Here is a 17,700-nt window from a genome sequence, read left to right on the forward strand (position 1 = left end):
GACCGTTATGGTCCTCGTCTTTCTATTTGGCTTTGTTCTTAATTAATGCCTCAATTTTGTTTGCTTGATCTCCTGCATTGTCCTGTTCCATTGAATGAATATATGTCTCTCGATTTTGATAGGTTTCACGAACAGACTTCATGAAAGATTCTTCAGTAAGATCTTCTTCTAATAGGACATTTGCATAACCAGATTTCTCGAAAGATTGGGCATTCAAAATCTGATCACCTCTACTTGCTGCTCTCGATAAAGGAATAAGAAGCATAGGTTTCTTTAAAGCAAGGAATTCGAAGATTGAATTTGAACCTGCTCTTGAAATAATCAAATCTGCCGTTGCTAATAGGTCAGGTAGTTCATCTGTTACATATTCGAACTGTTTGTATCCATTCATGTGAATCGTTGAATCTACTTGACCCTTACCAGTTAGGTGGAGAATATCAAACGTTTTTAGAAGTTCATCAAGCTGGTTTCTAACCGCTTCGTTGATTCTTTTTGCTCCGAGGCTTCCACCCATAATAAGCATGACTGGTTTGCTACCGGTAAACCCAGAGAAGGACAATCCTTTAGCTCGATTTCCGCTTTTTAGTTCATCTCGAACAACAGCACCAATGTATTCAGCCTTATTTTCTGGAAGGTGTTTCACCGTTTCTGGGAATGTTGTGCACACCTTTGAAGCGAATGGGATGGCAACTTTGTTAGCAAGACCTGGAGTTAAATCAGATTCGTGAATAATAACAGGCACGCTATTCATTTTGCCTGCAATTACAACAGGAACAGAAACAAATCCACCTTTTGAGAAAATTACAGAAGGTTTTTCGCGTTTAATAATAGAGAACGCTTCTCCTACCCCTTTAATAACCTTAAATGGATCTTTGAAATTATTCCAATCGAAATACCTGCGTAATTTTCCTGTTGAAACATGATGGTACGTTACGCCTTTCAGTGGTTCTATTAACTGACGTTCGATGCCATTTTCTGAACCAATATAATGAATGTCCCAGTCATCTTTAAGAAAACGTGGAATAAGAGCTAGATTAACTGTCACATGTCCGGCAGAACCGCCACCGGTAAATAAAATTTTCTTTTTCAACGAGATTTCCTCACCTTCAACAATTGTCTTGCTCATTTTATTCACTCTCCCTATTGTATCATGATTAAAAAAATACAAAGAGTTCAATTTAAAATCCAGAAGATTCACAGCATAAGAGTAGAGTGATACAATAAGTGAACAATTGACATTAGATATAAAGGGGAGAAAATCATTGGGAACGCTTTGGTTTGGTGGGAAAATATATACGCTTGATCAAGAGAATGAGACAGTAGAAGCAGTTTATACAGAAGGCGGACGTATTAAAAAAACAGGTACTGAAGCTGAACTAAGATCTCTTTTTGGCAGTCAAATAAATGAGCGCCGTGACCTTAAAGGTCACGTTATGATTCCAGGTTTTGTTGATAGTCACCTCCATATGATTGGTCATGGCGAGAAACTTCTGCGTTTGGACTTATCTCAATCTCAATCAGCCGAGGAAATGAAAAGGCTACTTCTTGAGAAAGTAAGCAATGCTTCTTCAGATGAGTGGATTATTGGTGAAGGATGGAACGAGAATAACTTCGCTGATCGTAAGATTTTTCATCGTGATGAACTTGATGAAATTTCGCCAAACCATCCGATGATGCTAACGCGCGTCTGTCGACATGCCATTCTTGCAAACTCCATAGCGCTTGATCTGGCTGGTATCACCGATGAGACGAAAGATCCTGAAGGTGGAGTCATTATGCGAGATAGTAATGGCAAGGCGACTGGTTATCTTCTTGATCGTGCTCAGGAGTTAGTGAAAAATGCTATGCCAGAAGTGAGTATAGGATTCCTTGAACGAGCCCTTTCATCTTCCGTTGATGATCTTGTATCAAAAGGTGTCACAGGTGGACATAGTGAAGACCTAAATTACTATGGTGGCTTTACCCGAACATATGAAACCTTTATGAATGTAATTAATGGCAAACGCAAGTTTAGAGCGAATTTGCTCGTTCATCATGAAGTCATTGATGAGATGAGAAGGCAAGGATTAGGTTATGGTGATGGCACGGAATACGTAGAACTTGGTGCCATGAAAATATTTGCTGATGGTGCGCTTGGAGGTCGAACAGCATTATTGAGTCATCCATACAATGATTCTCCTGACACATCAGGAGTTGCGATACACAGCATAGAAGGGTTAACAACGCTCGTTAGAGAAGCGAGAACTCATGATATGCCTGTTGCCATTCATGTCATTGGAGATTTAGCACTAGAATATGCCATTGAAGCAATTGAACAATTCCCTGCCCCATACGGTTTGAGAGACCGCTTGATTCATACACAAGTTGTTCGACCAGACTTAATAGATCGTCTTAACCAACTATCTGTCATTCTTGATATTCAACCAAGATTCGTTGCATCTGATTTCCCGTGGGTGATGGAGCGTTTAGGAGAAGAGAGAATGGCTATGTCGTTCGCGTGGAAAACCTTGTTACATAGTGGCATCCCAATAGCAGGTGGATCTGACGCCCCAATTGAGCCGGTTGATCCGCTGCTCGGGATTCATGCAGCCGTTACGAGAAAACGTCCAAATGATACGCATGAAGGCTATTACCCTGAGCAGAAGCTATCCATGTTTGAGGCAGTGTCACTATTTACTACAGGAAGCGCATACGCAATTGGTCGTGAAGATGAGCGGGGGAAAATAATGGAGAACTATGATGCTGATTTCACTGTTCTAAACCGTGATATATTCGCATGCGATTCGGATTTACTCCTACAAACAAAAGCAGTTATGACGGTGGTTAATGAATCTGTTGTGTATAGTGACTTTAATTAGTTGCATGACGGAAGTTTAATGGTTAAATCGAAAGAAGCACCGCTATATATAGCGGTGCTTCTTTCTTGGCGATTCAGCTTTTTTACAGGAAACTTCTCTGAACTTTGTGCCAGAAGGAATTATCCTTTAGCTTCACTGTTTTGATTCGTTTTTCAGGGATGTGGATATGGATTTCTTTCGCATGTTGAATACTTAACGCTTCATTGTCGATTCCAATAACCGGATAATCATTACCGTCTTGGATAACTTGAAGTGTTAGTGATCTTTCATCACTTAGTACAAATGGCGATCCGAGTGTACGGTAGTGGTTATTATTTAGTGAAGCGAGCTCACTAACCTGCATACAAGCTAGTTTAGGATCCATTACTGCTCCATTTACTGATTTGTTATAAGCTGTGCTCCCAGTAGGAGTCGACACGATCAGCCCATCTCCTCTGAATGTCTCAAAGTGGAAATCTTCTACATACACTTCCATTGCAAGCGTTTTAATAATAGAAGATCGAATTGTACATTCGTTTAAACAGTAAAAAGAGGATTCATTATTTACCTTAACTTCAATGGTTGGGTACCGACGAACTTCAATGCCCTCTGACAAAATATCTCCTACCATTTCCTGCAAGTTATCGATGTGAAAATCGCAATAGAAGCCAAGCTCTCCGGTTGAGATTCCTACGTATAGACAGTCTTCTCGAAATCCTGTTTGTCTAACTGCTTGTAGGAAAGCACCGTCTCCACCTATGCTTGCAATAATGCTTGCATCTTTTGCTTCTTCAACGATATGAAAATCGTTTTTTTCAGCAAGCGCTTTTAGAGGTTCTACTTTCTCCTGCAATTCTTTTGTTTGTTTATAGAAAAAGAATAAATTACGGCGATTTGGCATTTGAATTCCTCCCTGTCCAACTGTTAGTCTTCTTTACTTTATCATTCTCTCTTTTTAGAAAAAAGAAAAAATTTCATTTTTTAATCGGATATCTATTAGTTTAGCGCTTCTTTTTGAAATGATACAACAAGTTTAAAGAGTGCGGTTCCTTATTTTGTATGATATTCTCGAAAATATGAAACCAATAATATGGCTTCATCGTACATACTATAGCATCAGGATATAGAGGAGGCTTATTATGAATGGAAAACGGTGGATAGCGCTTGGTATAGCTGTCGTTCTTATCATCGTATCAATTGGGTTTAATTTCGTTTCTAGTCTTGCTTTTGGCGGATGGAAAGAGGAAATAAATTCATCAGATCAGTTCGCTGAGACGGTTATTGAAGAAGGGAGCGGTTTAAACAAAATCGCAGTGCTGAATGTAGAAGGCGTTATTCAGGATACGGGAGCGAATAATAGCTTTTTGCCACAGGCGGGTTACAATCACGATGTCTTTCTTAAGCGTCTTGAACATGCAGGGGATGATAACAGTGTTAAAGGAATCATACTTCGCTTGAACACGCCAGGTGGCGGTGTTGTTGAAAGTGAAGAGATTCATGATGAGATCTTAGAGTTGAAAGAAAAAACAGATAAGCCGATTTATGTTTCAATGGGTAGTATGACAGCATCAGCAGGGTATTACATATCAGCTCCTGTTGATAAAATCTATGCTAGTCCATCAACAATTACAGGGTCAATTGGCGTTATCATGCAGTCAATGAATTACTCTGAGCTTGCAGAGAAAGTTGGAGTGAAGTGGGAGACTATTAAGAGTGGTCCTCATAAAGATATCATGTCTCCTAATCGTGAGATGACTGATGAAGAACGTGATATTCTACAGTCTATGATTGATAATTCTTATGACGAATTTGTTCGAGTTGTAAGTGAAGGAAGAGAGATAGACGAAAGCAAAGTTCGAGAGCTTGCTGACGGAAGAATCTACGATGGAAGACAGGCAAAGGATGTTGATCTTGTTGATGATCTTGGCAACCTAGAAGACACCTTCGAAGCGATGAAGAAAGACTTAGGGGATAGCAATCTTCAAGTTATTCAATACAAACAGAACCTAGGTTTTAACTCATTATTCGAAATGACAGCTGCCAAATTAATGGGGCCAGATAAAGACCTACTAGGTATTCAGCAGCTACTGTCTACGCCGCAATCACCGAAACTAATGTATTTATACTCTGAATAAGGAGGCAGGCAGAATGGACGAAACAATGAATACAACTGCCCCTCCTGCATCCGTTTCTAATGAATTGTCGAACGTTCGATTTGCTGGATTTTGGATGCGTTTTTGGGCATATTTAGTCGATATTATTGTTGTAGCAAGTCTAAATGGTATTTTAATTACTCCTGCTATAAGAGGGTTTGATATCCCTGCAGGTGAACCGGCATTTTTACCACTTCAAGCCATTTTAACAGGAACTGTCTATTATGCTTATTTTATCTTGATGACGAAGTTTCTGTCTCAAACGCTTGGGAAGATGCTTTTCGGGTTAAGAGTTGAGTCTGATAAAGTTGCTAAGTTAACATGGGGAACTGTTATTTTCCGAGAAGGTATTGGCCGTTTTATAAGCAAAACCATCTTTTTTGTCGGATTTATAGTAGTGGCATTCACAAAGAAGAAACAAGGGATACATGATCTATTTGCAGATACGATCGTTGTTCATGAAAAATAACGTTTAGTGTATAAACCTGTCCACACTGGGCAGGTTTATTCTATGTGGCATTTTTTTGCTTATTAATCATTCGTATATAAAAGGTGCTTTAAAAAGCCTATAAAAAGGAGGGGCATGTTTATTGATTATAGCAATTGTTGCTGTATTTGGTTTGCTTCTAATTGCTTCCGTGCCTCTCATTATCTTTTCAACTGTTAAAGTCACAGTAACAATTGAACATTCGAGAGCTGTAGAGGAGCTACAGATCGATGTTAAGGCGCTGTTTGGTCTATTGTTTTACTCTACAGCTATTCCGCTTAAAGAGCTGCTAGAAAGCGGAGAAGAAGCAATTAAAGACAAAGCTGAAGAAACAACTTTTAAAGGGGACATACAAGAACTTCTGAAATTATTTAAAAAAACGCATGGAGCGAAAGATGCTGTTCAATTTATTCTAGAGAAAACAAGTGTAAGAAAAATTCAGTGGGAAACTAATTTTGGAATGACCAACGCAGCAAATACGGCGGTGGGAGCTGAGCTACTGTTAAATGCAAAAATTGCTTTATTTGCGCTTCTATCTCACTATTCGAACTTACTTACCGTTCCCCAATTAATTGTTACACCTATTTATGAAATGAAAACAATCCAAACATATATTAAATGCATGATCACCTTTAAACTGGGGCATGCTATGATCGCGGTAATTAAATTATTGAAGTCTCAGAAGAATATTCAAGGGACTTAACGGTCTAGTAGGTGAAGGAGGAAAACGAGATGGCTGAACATCCTATTGAAGGACTTATGCAAACTGCAATGGAGAACCTTAAAGACATGATCGATGTAAATACAATCATTGGAGATCCTGTTGAAACGCCTGATGGCAGTGTTATTCTAACTGTGTCAAAGGTAGGGTTTGGCTTTGCAGCAGGTGGAAGTGAATTTATGTTGAAACAGCAGTCGGGCTCGAGCCGTGATCAGAACCAAAGTAAAGGAGAGCCATTTGGAGGAGGGAGCGGTGGTGGCGTGTCCATCACTCCAATTGCATTTCTAATTGTTAGCGCAGGCGATATTAAAATGATACATCTTGATAACACAACACATCTATATGAACGCTTATTGGACCTTGCACCTCAAGCGATTGAAAAGGTGCAAAGTATGCTTCAGAACATGAACAAAGATTCCAAAGAGAAAAAGGATCAATCAAATGGACAACAGGGCAGTGGCCAAAAACATACAACTCAGTCCAAGAATCTTTTTCGCTCGCACCAACGCGGACAACATGATGACGAAAAGCAGGATTTAAACTTCTAAGTCGCTTATATCTAAGCGGCTTTTTAATAGGTTAAAAAAGGCTCTTTTCTAAAAGGTTGTTGCTTTTGAAAGAAGTTTTGTATAAAGAACCAGATTTAGCTAATTGGAGCGGAAGGATGCTCGACTCCTGCGGGACTAGCGGGACAGGTGAGACCCCACAGCCGCAATGTTTTTGTGCGCCGAGGAGGCTCAGCGCCCGCCCCGCGGAAAGCGAGCATCCTGAAGCGGAAATCAACCACTACTCTTATAACAACAAAGTTTACGAAAAGAGCTTTAAAAAAGTTGTTTTTGAAAAGGATTTTGTATCAAAAATCCTCACTTCGATGTTGATTGTAGTGGAGGAGGCTCATCGCCCATCCGCACGAAAATATCCTCTTCATATGTATCAATTAAGAGGATAACCAGATTAGCTAATTTCTTGAAATATAATCTCAGCACATATATGATGAAAGCAGTCGTACATACGACCAATTATAAAGGAGGTATGAACATGGCTAATATTACATTTAAAGAAAATCCAATGACTCTTCTTGGTGAAGAAGTGAAAAAGGGTGATAAAGCTCCGAATTTCACAGTACTAGCAAATGATCTATCAGAAAAAACACTTAATGACTATTCAGGCGTGCGTATTATCAGTGTAGTTCCATCACTTGACACGGGTGTTTGCGATGCTCAGACGCGTAAATTTAACGAAGAAGCAGCTGGTTTGAATAATGTTAACGTGTTAACGATAAGTGCTGATCTTCCATTCGCACAGAAACGCTGGTGCGGTGCTGCAGGCATTGAGAATGCCATTACTTTATCTGATCATCGTGATCTATCATTTGGTAAGGCGTTTGGCGTTGCTATTAAGGAACTTCGCTTGTTGGCGCGTGCTGTTTTTGTCGTAGATAGTAAAGACGAAGTGGTTCATGCAGAGTATGTAAGTGAAGCAACAAACCATCCTGATTATGAAGAAGCATTAAAGGCTGCGAAGCAAGCTGAATAAAGAAACGAACCTAGAGAAGGACTTCGATGAAAAACTCATCGAGGTCTTTTTTTAGGAGTTCTTGATCACCTGCAATTAAGCAAGATTATCCTGCATTGTTGCGAAAGCGTTCAAGACTGTTTACAATAGAGACGGCAAACTGATAGGAGGCCAAATGATGTCTGATATGACTGTAGAAGCTTTATATAAAGTACTAGATGAATCGACGCTTGTTCTACAAAATAAATTAGAAATGTCTTATCTTGAGGGACTTGTTGAAACGGGACTAAACCTTTTTGAAAATAAGGTACTTCAAGAAGAATTGGATGCGGATACGGTTGTGCGCCTTAAAAATCTGTATGACTCATGTGATTTGGAAGGTGTTGAGAAAGAAACCATTCGTAAAGGAATCCAACTCGCCCTACTGAAAGGGATGAAAAAAGGTATTCAGCCTCACCATGCAATGACACCAGATAGTGTTGCACATCTAATCGGATACCTTGTGAAAAAATATAAAGATGTATTAGGCATAGACGAAATGAGAATTCTGGATCCTGCAGTAGGAACTGGAAATTTATTAACCTCGGTTCTCAACCAGTTAGAAGGAGAGACTGTTGAGGCATATGGTGCTGAACCAGATGATTTACTACTGCACCTAGGATTTGCAAATGCTAATTTGCAAAAACACCAAGTTGAATTTCTCCACCAGGATAGCGTGAAGCCACTGTACATTCCGCAGGTGAATACGGTTGTTACGGATCTTCCTGTAGGTTATTACCCACACGAGGAAGCTGCTGCGAATTACACGTTAAGAGCTAGCGAAGGAATGTCTTACGTCCATCATCTTCTTATTGAGCAAAGTTTGAATATGACAGAAGACTCAGGAATGCTCTTCTTTATGATTCCAAACTTTCTCTTCGGTGACGATGGAGCGAAACAAGTAAGGAACTTATTGAATGAACGCTCTGTCATTCATGGAATTATTCAATTACCTACTAGCCTTTTTGCAAATGAATCTCAAGCAAAAAGCATTCTAGTTGTTCAGAAGAACGGTGAGCATACGTTAAAACCGAAGCAGGTAATGATGGCGAAATTACCGTCCTTCTCCAATCGTGAAGCGATGTTAAACATGATGTCTCAAATTAATGGCTGGTTCTCACAACTTTCATAAGCGGTTTGAAACGTTTACATTTCTGAATTGGCGGAATACTTATATGTAAGCGGTTTTCGCCTTGAATAAAGTAATGGTGGGTGTTTAAATAATAAGAGTGTTAAAAGATAGAAGGGACCTTCCCTTCTATTTTCGTGTCGTACGTCAATTTATCATTAATTGAATTAAAGGAGCTGTCACATATGGCGAAAATAATCGCAATCAACGCCGGTAGTTCTTCATTGAAGTTTCAACTTTTAAACATGCCGGAAGAAACTGTTATCACAAAAGGACTCGTGGAGAGAATCGGCCTTGATGACGCCATTTTCACAATAGAAGTAAACGGTGAGAAAAACGAAGAAGTAACAAATATTCCTGATCATGCAGTGGCAGTTAAAATGCTTCTGGACAAGCTTATTAATTTCTCAATTATCTCTTCTTATGATGAAATAGAAGGTGTCGGACATCGAGTAGTTCACGGTGGAGAGAAGTTTAACGACTCCGCTATGATTACTGAAGAAGTATTAGAGGGTATTGAGGAAGTTTCTGAACTTGCTCCATTGCATAACCCTGCTAACCTTGTTGGGATTCGTGCATTTCGTGAAATCCTTCCAGATGTGCCATCTGTTGCTGTATTTGATACTGCTTTCCATCAGGCAATGCCGGAGCAGTCATACTTATACAGCCTGCCATATGAGTACTATCAAGATTTTGGAATTCGTAAGTACGGTTTCCACGGTACTTCTCATAAATATGTTTCTGAAAGAGCAGCTGAAATGCTCGGTCGTCCATTAGAACAGCTTCGTTTGCTGTCTTGTCACCTCGGAAATGGTGCGAGTATTGCAGCAATTGAAGGTGGTAAATCAATTGATACGTCAATGGGCTTTACTCCACTAGCTGGTGTAACAATGGGAACTCGTTCTGGTAACATTGATCCAGCATTGATTCCATTCATTATGGAGAAAACAGGGCAATCTGCTGAAGAAGTAATGAATACGTTAAATAAGAAAAGTGGACTTCTAGGCGTTTCTGGATTCTCAAGCGATCTTCGAGATATTACAACTAAGGCTGAAGAAGGAAACGAACGTGCAGAATTGGCACTTGAAGTATTTACTTCACGCATTCACAAATACATCGGCTCCTATGCAGCTCGTATGTCTGGCCTTGATGCTATTATCTTTACTGCTGGTATCGGTGAAAATAGTGAAGCTGTTCGCGCTCGTGTTCTTCGCGGACTTGAATTTATGGGTGTATATTGGGACCCGACTCTTAACAAGGTAAGAGGAAAAGAAGCATTCCTTAACTATCCTCATTCACCTGTTAAAGTTATGATTATCCCTACAAATGAAGAAGTCGTTATTGCAAGAGATACTGTAAGGCTTTCACAATAAAATAAGCTCTTCTGTTGCGATAAGAGTTGTTGATTTCAGCTAGTGTTAACTCTCTAATCATAATAGTATAAAGTCTAAAAATAATTGAGCATCCAAAAGGGTGCTCTTTTTTGTGTGTTTTGCACCTTTATTGGAAGTTTTTGATTGAAAAAGCTACAATATAAGAAAGTGTTTGAAGGGAGCGAATTCGTTTGGCCTGGACAGAAAGAGAACAAAAGAAGCTTGATGCAATTAAACAATGGGAACAAGAGCATTTTACGCAAAATGCAACTGATATAGAACGTACCTTTCAGAAATGGTATGATTACAAAATTAATCAGTTGGAACCAACTACCAAAAATCGCGTTTATTCAGTTATTGACTCTGCTCTATTTCATACGCATTCTTTTATTCAGAATTCCCAATCACAGGTTGATGCGAGCCATCGTCTGTTAACGGAAGCTCGGTTATTCAATCCAGCAATTGAACAGATTCAGGATATGAAAGAGTTAACGATTGATCAGCTTAGTTATATAGCAGATCAACAAATTGCAAGGCAGCGAATGGTTTCGTTTGCTCAAGGTGGGCTCGCAGGTACAGGAAGTCTTCTCTTATTAGGTCTTGATTTGCCTGCTGTACTCGCGATCAATCTTAGGACGGTGCAGTTAATTGCGATGACATACGGTTATCCGGTCAATTACCCTTCAGAAATGATGATAGCGCTTAAAGTATTTCATATGGCAACACTTCCTAAGGGAATGCAGGAAAAAGCCTGGGTTTCTCTTGAAGAAGAGGTGAATTACAATCAAGCTCATCCTTATTTTTATGAAGGTCCTGAAGAAATTGCAGATGCCAAATGGATACAAGGACCACTGAAACAAGTTGTAAAAGGTACAGTGCTAATGATGTTAAGGAAGAAAATCATTCAGGGAATTCCACTTTTCGGTATTGCAATTGGTGCAGGGGTAAATTACAGATTTACGAGGTCTGTTAGCGAAACTGCTCATCACTTTTATCAAAAACGCTTTCTATCAGAGCTTGAAAGGGGTGAATAGGATTGAGTGCAAGTGAACACAAGAAAGAGGCACCTTCCACTGTAAGATGCTTTATTATTACAGTCAGCGACACTAGAACACTTACTACAGACAAAAGCGGCCAGCTAATCTCATCTATGCTTACTGAGAGCGGACATGTGGTTAGTGACAGAATCATCGTTAAAGACGTCCAGGATGACATTAAAGATGCCATACAATGGGCGGTCAACGCAAAAGAGGTAGACATTGTTCTTTTAAATGGTGGAACTGGCATAGCAAAAAGAGATGTTACATATGAAGTAGTTCAAGGATTGCTTGAGAAAGAGCTCTCTGGATTTGGTGAGTTGTTTCGTATGATCAGCTATACAGATGATATTGGAACTCCTGCAATGCTAAGCAGAGCGATAGGAGGCGTTGTTGGAGATACAGCAATATTTGCTATGCCGGGATCTTCAGGAGCAGTTAAGCTTGCGATGTCGAGACTGTTGTTACCGGAACTTCCACATATAGTTAGAGAGTTAAATAAATGATGAGGACGATCTTCTTGGTTTGTAGGGAGAAATGAACATCTCTTTACGATACCAGAGCCATAAATCATTAATAATAGAAGCGAGGTCAGCTATTTCTGTGTTCAGAAGACATGACTGCTGGAAGTTGGCTTCATCACTTAATTTAGCTTGCTTATAACAAATCATTTGTTCCAGTTCAGCAATGCGATCGGGTATTAAGCTTTTGATTTGTTCCCACTTAAGGAGGATAGCCTCCTGATCTGCTATTGAAAGGTTTTCCCAGCTGTCGTCAAGCATTGGTAGCGTAATTTGCAGCCGATGATCGTACTGAAATTTATACATAACATGTATCCCCTTTTATTTGGAAATAATCAACTTCACTCATATTAAGTAATCCTACGTGTTATCGGAAAGAATACGAAGGCAAGAGTCCGAAATCACAGGAGGTTGCTCATATGCCAGACAAGAGAAATGAACTAATTTACGATGAAAGCGGCGAAATGGCCGTTCACCAACAACTAAGTGAATCGTACCAAAGTGGAGTTATTGATCAGGAAGAGAATAAAGAAAATGCAAAAAAGATGCCTCGGAAGCAAGACCGAAAAAGTTACTATTAGAATACTGAGAGTTCATGCCTTATAGCATGAACTTTTTTGTTTAGTGGAAGTGAAAATATTTTTTGTTATAAAGTGGTTGATTTCCGCTCCAGATGCTCGATTTCCGCTACAATCCACTTGATGAGTGGTTTTTATACCAAACCTTTTTATAACTAGGCTGCCAAAAATCAACATAGTCCATTAACAGAGCCTAAAACTAAAAGGTTTTGAAAATGAACTAGGGAAAATCTGTTGTCATCGAACCATCGCTTTTCGAGAAGCGAGGTAGACGATGCTTGTTACAATAAATGACAGGAATCCTGGTGAGTATGCTGTTGGGAGTAAAAGATATAGAAGAAGACCAGAACCTATAGCCACAAAACCAGGGTGATTTAAGGTGTTGGTGCGTTCAGATAGTTCCTGAAGCATTTCTGTCGTGAATCGTCCTTTTTTCACCACAATAAAATCGCTAACAATCACGGCAGAGAGTGGAATGACAAACGCTCCTAGAAAGGAGATGAACGTCTCAGCTTGATCAACAAATTCAGGGAAGCTACTTAGTAGTATTGCTGCACAACCAAGCAATAGTGCGCTTCTAACTCTACCAAGTGAAGGGAAGGTATTGAGAAGGCTATACCCTCCTGTATAAGCATTACTAATGTTAATCATAATCATTGAGCAAAGAGCTGATGCAAAGATAAGAATCAGTAGCAGAGTTGAATTTGTCTGCTGACTTGTAATTAGAAAAGGATTCCATGTTCCTGCAACGGCAGCTGTATAAGCACCGAGCAATGCAGTGAGCGTAAACCCAATTGTATTACCAGAGAATATCCCCCAAAAAGCATGGCCGGTGGATTTCGCGTATCGAGCCATGTCAGACGAACTACTCACTCCAGATACATATTGAACAAAAGCAAGACTTGAGAAAAAAAGAAATGAGCTTAGATCAGGCTGCTCATTCATGGAAAGAATGGATGAATAATGGTTTCCTTCAACTGAAGTAGTAAAATAAACAAAGAACATCGCCACGCCTCCTGCAAAAAGAAGCGGGAGAAAGTATTTAGTTGCTTTTTTAACGGCATCAAATCCAACTAATGCAAGTGCTGCCATGACAGCTGCTAGAAATAAAGCGGTAGGAAGGAATTGAAATTGAAAGTTAAAAGCTCGTTTCATTAGTTCTACAACCATGTAAGTACCGCCGATTGTTTGAACAGCAAACCAATAGAGCGAGGTAATGGTTCTAACAGGTGAGGCGAAATACTGTGCGCCCTTAATGCCGACAAATGATCTAACAGCATATTGAGAAGGGATTCCCATACGAGCACCTGGAAAAGAAAGATAGGAAACGAATAGAAAAGCAATTGTTGCTCCAAGTATAGTTGAAAGAACTGCCCAAATAAAACTAAGACCACCTTCAAGTACGGCAAGAGCGGGAACGAGAAAATTACCAGCGTTAACGGAAACGGTCATTTGAATCATGGCGTATTCGTACCAGGAAGTTGTTCGTAACTTCTGCGGTACTGATTCCAGTCCATATCGCTCGATTTGTATACTAGTTGTTTGTTTACTGATTGTGCTCATATTTTCTCCTTTACGATCGCGGACTTATGTTTCATTTTAGTTGCAGTAAGAGAAGGATGCAATCCTGTTTACTTTTTAGGTGAATAATATTCATTGTTTTCCGTCAATCTAAGATAGAGGTGATGAATGATGAAAAAGGTTGTTTGTTTAGCATTCGCTGTATATCTTTTTACTTTTCCTATTCACTCTGAAGCAACCACACTTGGAAATAGTTTTTCTTTTAAATGTATGGTAATGACAAATGGAGTTGAACACGAGTGGGAATTCTCAAGTCCTAATGAATATGAGTTCGAAAAAGGCAATACCGTTGAGAAAGGATCTGCAGCTAAGCAGAAAGTGTCAGCTCTATTTCAACATCTTAATGTAAGTGAATTAGCACAAGTTGATGAGCTAGTTGAGAAGATGGGTACCTATGGCTATAAGGATGTTGAACGATTCGAAATGAAATGGATGGATTCAAATGGTAGGCTTTATACATGGGTTTGGAATGAAGAAGACAAGTAGACTTTAATTGGCGGTTTCGTTAAGATGGGGAAGAGGTGAAAGGAGCCGCATTCAATTGAAAAATAGTCTAGCAATCGTATCTGGAGGCGCTCTTGGTGCAACGCTTCGAGCTATGATTGGAACAGGTTTGAACGGAGTTCCTGTATCAACATTTCTAGTGAATGTAACAGGTTCAATTATCCTTGGATTCTTCTATCAATTTGTACAATCCAATCATCGAATTTCAGGAACCCTTAAGAAATTTATAGCAACAGGCATCTTGGGCTCGTTCACAACTTTTTCTACTTATTCACTAGACCTTTTCGTGTATGTAAGAGAAGGTCAGTTTTTCGTTGCATTTCTCTACGGAATAGGAAGCATTCTTTTAGGGATAATAGGCATCCTCCTAGGAATGACAATTGCACGCAAAATGAGGAGGAATCCTGCATGGAATGGGTGATGATTGCGGTTGGAGGTGGAGCAGGAGCATGGTTGCGTTATATGATTGCACTAGTGGTAAGCAAGTGGGATCATTCTCCTTTCCCTTTTGCAACTTTCATTGTGAATTTAGCAGGTAGCTTTCTAATGGGAATGGCATATGCAGCAGGTGATTTTGGACCGGCATTCTCTACGGGTTTTCTAGGCGCTTTGACTACATTCTCAACCTTCATGTATGAAGCCGTTACTATTGCTGCTGAAAAGTTGTGGCTTTCTGTTTTCTACATCTTAATAAGTTTGATAAGCGGGCTGTTAATGGTAGTGTTCGGTTACTTAATGATTGGGTAATGCGAGAGGGTATTGAAAGGGTTTTCAATTTGTTATAACTTATGGTTTCGAAACGAGAGTCGAAGTGTTATGATGATAGAGGTTTTTGATAAAGCCCTTACAATGTAAAGATTTTGAAGGATATAGAGGAGGAATTTAATTGCGTATAGGTGTACCTGTAGAAATAAAGAATAATGAAAATCGTGTAGCTATGACTCCAGCTGGTGTTTTGAGTCTAATGCGCTTTGGACATGAGGTATATATCGAGAAAGGTGCAGGAGTTGGATCTGGTTTTACAGATGAACAATATCTTGAAGCTGGTGCTAATATAGTAGAAACAGCAAGAGAAGCTTGGTCTATGGAAATGGTGATGAAAGTGAAAGAGCCTCTTCCACAGGAGTACGGTTACTTCCGAGAAGGACTGATCTTATTTACATATCTTCACCTTGCAGCTGAGTCTGAGCTTACAAAAGCACTTGTTGAGAAAAAAGTGATCGGGATTGCATATGAAACAGTTCAGCTTCCAAATCATTCGTTACCGCTACTTACTCCAATGAGTGAGGTGGCAGGACGTATGTCTGCTCAAATTGGCGCTCAATTTCTTGAGAAACCTAAAGGCGGACTTGGTATACTTCTAGGTGGTGTTCCAGGCGTTAAACGGGGCAAAGTAACTGTCATCGGTGGAGGTGTTGTTGGAACAAATGCAGCCAAAATTGCAATGGGTCTAGGTGCAGATGTTACTATTATGGATTTAAGTCCTGAACGTATGCGTCAACTTGATGATATTTTTGGTACTGAGATCAACACGATGATGTCGAATCCTTTAAACATTGCAGAAGCAGTAAAGGAATCTGATCTTGTCATTGGTGCCGTGCTTATACCAGGAGCTAAAGCACCAAAGCTTGTAACAGAAGAGATGATTAAGGATATGAAGCCTGGATCTGTTATCGTGGACGTTGCAATTGATCAGGGAGGAATTTTCGAAACAACTGATCGCATTACTACGCACGACAACCCAACATATACGAAGCACGATGTTGTTCATTATGCAGTAGCAAATATGCCTGGAGCCGTTCCACGCACATCTACAATTGCATTAACGAACGTAACAGTGCCATATGCGGTTCAACTTGCTAACAAAGGATATGAGAAAGCTTGTCTAGAAAATGAACCATTGTTGAAAGGAATTAATACAATGGATGGTTTTGTGACGTACCAAGCAGTTGCTGAGGCAAATGAGCTTGAGTATAAAAGTGCTCGAGCAATGCTTGCTCCGACGGAATAAAGATAAAAAATAAAGTAGCCGATGAGCTGCTTTATTTTTTTTGCGGATATAGCTAATATTGTAGACGAAGACTACACTATAATGTGAATGAGATTACATAATTATGTAAAGCTTGAATCGATCGAAAGGTATTTGCCTTTCTTGCTCGAACAGAAGAAGAGGAGGTGCATGCACGATGGCATTTTGGAATAAAAAAGGTAAGGAAAAGAAGGAATCTACTCAAGCGAAAGTAATAGATGTTTCCATTCAAGAGGTTAGAAGAGCGATTAGCACATTTGCTGAAGAGAAAAGGGATGGCATTTCACTAAAAATTCTAGTGCTAGAAGACAACTCGATTGACCATTCCCTTCTAAGTTCTTATTTAGGAGGAATTCCTTCAGAGCCATTTTTTATGTCTAAAGAGACTTTTGAACTTTTTGAGGGTAAAGACAAACACATTCCTTTTTGGATTGATAAAATGCAAAAAGCTGTTGATACCTATATTCGAACGGAGGAGGAACTTCCGGTTATTGATGGGGATCCGTTTCGTAAGCTCAGTTTCTATAAGCTTGAAAAAAAGGCTATGCTACAGGAGAGACCTCCAATTGATTTCTATTTAACAGAGCAAGAACAAATGGTATCGCACCGTAAGCCAGAAAAATAAGCGAAACTTTATTGAAATCAGTTCGTAAATAGAAGAGAGGAGGGTTTGAAGGTGGGATTTCTATCGAAATTGTTTGGGAAGAAAGAAGAAGAAAATACAGTTGAAGAAAGAACAGTAATGAATATCCAGGTCGGGGATATTATAACGTATGATCTTGAAGATTATCAGGTTGTAGGAACATTGACTTATACTGTAAGAGGGTATAAATGGCAGGCCTATCAGCTTCAATCTGAAGGATCATCGATCTGGCTTAGTGTTGAAATGGATGATGAGCTAGAGCTTGGCATTTACAAAACAGTTAAAGAAAAAGTATCAAAACCAATACCAAAAGAATTAACGATAGATGGTGTTGTTTATTATCAGGATGAACATGGGCATGCTAATGTGTCTGGTAAAGGCCGAGGAAGTAATGTGAATGGCCAGGATGTCGAATATTATGACTTCTCCAATGAGGAAGAAACGGAATTTCTATCAATTGAGATTTGGGGATCTGAGATAGAAGTCAGCAAAGGCTATGAAATTGAAGAATATGAAATCAAAATTCTTGCTGGAAGCAAATGAGAGGATGAGT

The 17,700-nt window shown here is 39.5% G+C and carries 22 protein-coding genes; 18 read left to right on the plus strand and 4 right to left on the minus strand.

Annotated features, from left to right (window positions below; translation table 11 throughout):
- Positions 1–22: 22 nt before the first annotated feature.
- Positions 23–1,090, minus strand: coding sequence for an undecaprenyldiphospho-muramoylpentapeptide beta-N-acetylglucosaminyltransferase (locus tag AB986_RS16105; protein WP_048312941.1), 1,068 nt, complete (start codon positions 1,088–1,090; stop codon positions 23–25).
- 172 nt (positions 1,091–1,262) lie between these two features.
- Here AB986_RS16105 and AB986_RS16110 point away from each other — a divergent pair, with 172 nt between their 5' ends.
- Entirely contained in the window at positions 1,263–2,858 is a 1,596-nt protein-coding gene (locus AB986_RS16110; protein WP_048312320.1) for an amidohydrolase, read from the plus strand.
- 82 nt (positions 2,859–2,940) lie between these two features.
- Here AB986_RS16110 and AB986_RS16115 read toward each other — a convergent pair whose 3' ends face one another.
- A complete protein-coding gene (locus AB986_RS16115; RefSeq protein WP_048312322.1) occupies positions 2,941–3,738 on the minus strand; it encodes an NAD kinase in 798 nt (265 codons plus the stop codon).
- 238 nt (positions 3,739–3,976) lie between these two features.
- Here AB986_RS16115 and sppA point away from each other — a divergent pair, with 238 nt between their 5' ends.
- The 10 genes from sppA (at position 3,977) to AB986_RS16165 (ending at position 11,797) form a co-directional block, all read left to right on the plus strand.
- Positions 3,977–4,972 (plus strand): signal peptide peptidase SppA, encoded by a 996-nt coding sequence (sppA, locus tag AB986_RS16120; protein WP_048312324.1) that lies wholly within the window; start codon positions 3,977–3,979, stop codon positions 4,970–4,972.
- 13 nt (positions 4,973–4,985) lie between these two features.
- A complete protein-coding gene (locus AB986_RS16125) occupies positions 4,986–5,459 on the plus strand; it encodes an RDD family protein (protein ID WP_053216222.1) in 474 nt (157 codons plus the stop codon).
- Between the two features lie 121 nt (positions 5,460–5,580).
- Positions 5,581–6,180, plus strand: coding sequence for a DUF2953 domain-containing protein (locus AB986_RS16130; protein ID WP_048312325.1), 600 nt, complete (start codon positions 5,581–5,583; stop codon positions 6,178–6,180).
- Positions 6,181–6,209: 29 nt separating this feature from the next.
- Positions 6,210–6,746, plus strand: a complete 537-nt coding sequence (gene ytfJ, locus AB986_RS16135; RefSeq protein ID WP_048312326.1) for a GerW family sporulation protein — start codon at positions 6,210–6,212, stop codon at positions 6,744–6,746.
- 65 nt (positions 6,747–6,811) lie between these two features.
- Positions 6,812–7,147, plus strand: coding sequence for a hypothetical protein (locus AB986_RS22605; protein ID WP_048312327.1), 336 nt, complete (start codon positions 6,812–6,814; stop codon positions 7,145–7,147).
- Between the two features lie 89 nt (positions 7,148–7,236).
- Complete coding sequence (gene tpx, locus AB986_RS16145) at positions 7,237–7,734, plus strand: thiol peroxidase (RefSeq protein WP_048312328.1); 498 nt, start codon at positions 7,237–7,239, stop codon at positions 7,732–7,734.
- Positions 7,735–7,891: 157 nt separating this feature from the next.
- Complete coding sequence (locus AB986_RS16150; protein ID WP_236690410.1) at positions 7,892–8,884, plus strand: class I SAM-dependent methyltransferase; 993 nt, start codon at positions 7,892–7,894, stop codon at positions 8,882–8,884.
- A 182-nt stretch (positions 8,885–9,066) separates the two neighbouring features.
- The gene (locus AB986_RS16155) at positions 9,067–10,254 is read left to right on the plus strand and encodes an acetate kinase (RefSeq protein ID WP_048312329.1); all 1,188 of its coding nucleotides are present in this window, start codon (positions 9,067–9,069) and stop codon (positions 10,252–10,254) included.
- Between the two features lie 191 nt (positions 10,255–10,445).
- A complete protein-coding gene (locus AB986_RS16160; protein WP_048312330.1) occupies positions 10,446–11,288 on the plus strand; it encodes an EcsC family protein in 843 nt (280 codons plus the stop codon).
- 2 nt (positions 11,289–11,290) lie between these two features.
- Positions 11,291–11,797 (plus strand): MogA/MoaB family molybdenum cofactor biosynthesis protein, encoded by a 507-nt coding sequence (locus tag AB986_RS16165; protein ID WP_048312331.1) that lies wholly within the window; start codon positions 11,291–11,293, stop codon positions 11,795–11,797.
- Here AB986_RS16165 and AB986_RS16170 read toward each other — a convergent pair.
- Entirely contained in the window at positions 11,786–12,118 is a 333-nt protein-coding gene (locus AB986_RS16170) for a hypothetical protein (protein WP_048312332.1), read from the minus strand. The two genes, AB986_RS16165 and AB986_RS16170, sit on opposite strands and share 12 nt — an antisense overlap.
- Before the next feature lie 113 nt (positions 12,119–12,231).
- Here AB986_RS16170 and AB986_RS22460 point away from each other — a divergent pair, with 113 nt between their 5' ends.
- Positions 12,232–12,393, plus strand: a complete 162-nt coding sequence (locus AB986_RS22460; RefSeq protein ID WP_161797393.1) for a hypothetical protein — start codon at positions 12,232–12,234, stop codon at positions 12,391–12,393.
- A gap of 234 nt (positions 12,394–12,627) precedes the next feature.
- Here AB986_RS22460 and AB986_RS16175 read toward each other — a convergent pair whose 3' ends face one another.
- Positions 12,628–13,953, minus strand: a complete 1,326-nt coding sequence (locus tag AB986_RS16175; RefSeq protein WP_048312333.1) for a purine-cytosine permease family protein — start codon at positions 13,951–13,953, stop codon at positions 12,628–12,630.
- 126 nt (positions 13,954–14,079) lie between these two features.
- Here AB986_RS16175 and AB986_RS16180 point away from each other — a divergent pair, with 126 nt between their 5' ends.
- The 6 genes from AB986_RS16180 (at position 14,080) to AB986_RS16205 (ending at position 17,690) form a co-directional block, all read left to right on the plus strand.
- Positions 14,080–14,457 carry a hypothetical protein gene (locus AB986_RS16180; RefSeq protein ID WP_152671016.1) on the plus strand — a complete coding sequence of 126 codons (378 nt, stop codon included), beginning with the start codon at positions 14,080–14,082 and terminating at the stop codon, positions 14,455–14,457.
- A gap of 55 nt (positions 14,458–14,512) precedes the next feature.
- Positions 14,513–14,896: a fluoride efflux transporter CrcB gene (gene crcB / locus AB986_RS16185; protein ID WP_053216223.1), complete on the plus strand. Its 384-nt coding sequence runs from the start codon at positions 14,513–14,515 to the stop codon at positions 14,894–14,896.
- A complete protein-coding gene (locus AB986_RS16190) occupies positions 14,884–15,222 on the plus strand; it encodes a fluoride efflux transporter FluC (RefSeq protein ID WP_048312335.1) in 339 nt (112 codons plus the stop codon). Before crcB ends, AB986_RS16190 begins: the two co-directional genes overlap by 13 nt.
- Before the next feature lie 139 nt (positions 15,223–15,361).
- On the plus strand, positions 15,362–16,486 hold the full coding sequence (ald, locus tag AB986_RS16195) for an alanine dehydrogenase (RefSeq protein ID WP_048312337.1): 1,125 nt from the start codon (positions 15,362–15,364) through the stop codon (positions 16,484–16,486).
- A 175-nt stretch (positions 16,487–16,661) separates the two neighbouring features.
- A complete protein-coding gene (locus tag AB986_RS16200) occupies positions 16,662–17,129 on the plus strand; it encodes a DUF3939 domain-containing protein (protein WP_048312340.1) in 468 nt (155 codons plus the stop codon).
- 51 nt (positions 17,130–17,180) lie between these two features.
- Positions 17,181–17,690 carry a DUF4178 domain-containing protein gene (locus tag AB986_RS16205; RefSeq protein WP_048312341.1) on the plus strand — a complete coding sequence of 170 codons (510 nt, stop codon included), beginning with the start codon at positions 17,181–17,183 and terminating at the stop codon, positions 17,688–17,690.
- Positions 17,691–17,700 lie beyond the last annotated feature (10 nt).

It is taken from the genome of Guptibacillus hwajinpoensis (assembly GCF_001039475.1).
In the GTDB taxonomy this organism is placed as follows: domain Bacteria; phylum Bacillota; class Bacilli; order Bacillales; family Guptibacillaceae; genus Guptibacillus; species Guptibacillus hwajinpoensis.

Excerpts from the sequence above, each read along its gene's own strand:
- AB986_RS16115 (WP_048312322.1), bottom strand. The coding sequence starts at position 3,738 with ATGCCAAATCGCCGTAATTTATTCTTTTTCTATAAACAAACAAAAGAA.
- sppA (WP_048312324.1), top strand. The coding sequence starts at position 3,977 with ATGAATGGAAAACGGTGGATAGCGCTTGGTATAGCTGTCGTTCTTATC.
- AB986_RS16125 (WP_053216222.1), top strand. The coding sequence starts at position 4,986 with ATGGACGAAACAATGAATACAACTGCCCCTCCTGCATCCGTTTCTAAT.
- ytfJ (WP_048312326.1), top strand. The coding sequence starts at position 6,210 with ATGGCTGAACATCCTATTGAAGGACTTATGCAAACTGCAATGGAGAAC.
- tpx (WP_048312328.1), top strand. The coding sequence starts at position 7,237 with ATGGCTAATATTACATTTAAAGAAAATCCAATGACTCTTCTTGGTGAA.
- AB986_RS16150 (WP_236690410.1), top strand. The coding sequence starts at position 7,892 with ATGTCTGATATGACTGTAGAAGCTTTATATAAAGTACTAGATGAATCG.
- AB986_RS16155 (WP_048312329.1), top strand. The coding sequence starts at position 9,067 with ATGGCGAAAATAATCGCAATCAACGCCGGTAGTTCTTCATTGAAGTTT.
- AB986_RS16170 (WP_048312332.1), bottom strand. The coding sequence starts at position 12,118 with ATGTATAAATTTCAGTACGATCATCGGCTGCAAATTACGCTACCAATG.
- AB986_RS22460 (WP_161797393.1), top strand. The coding sequence starts at position 12,232 with ATGCCAGACAAGAGAAATGAACTAATTTACGATGAAAGCGGCGAAATG.
- AB986_RS16175 (WP_048312333.1), bottom strand. The coding sequence starts at position 13,953 with ATGAGCACAATCAGTAAACAAACAACTAGTATACAAATCGAGCGATAT.
- AB986_RS16180 (WP_152671016.1), top strand. The coding sequence starts at position 14,080 with ATGATGAAAAAGGTTGTTTGTTTAGCATTCGCTGTATATCTTTTTACT.
- AB986_RS16190 (WP_048312335.1), top strand. The coding sequence starts at position 14,884 with ATGGAATGGGTGATGATTGCGGTTGGAGGTGGAGCAGGAGCATGGTTG.
- AB986_RS16200 (WP_048312340.1), top strand. The coding sequence starts at position 16,662 with ATGGCATTTTGGAATAAAAAAGGTAAGGAAAAGAAGGAATCTACTCAA.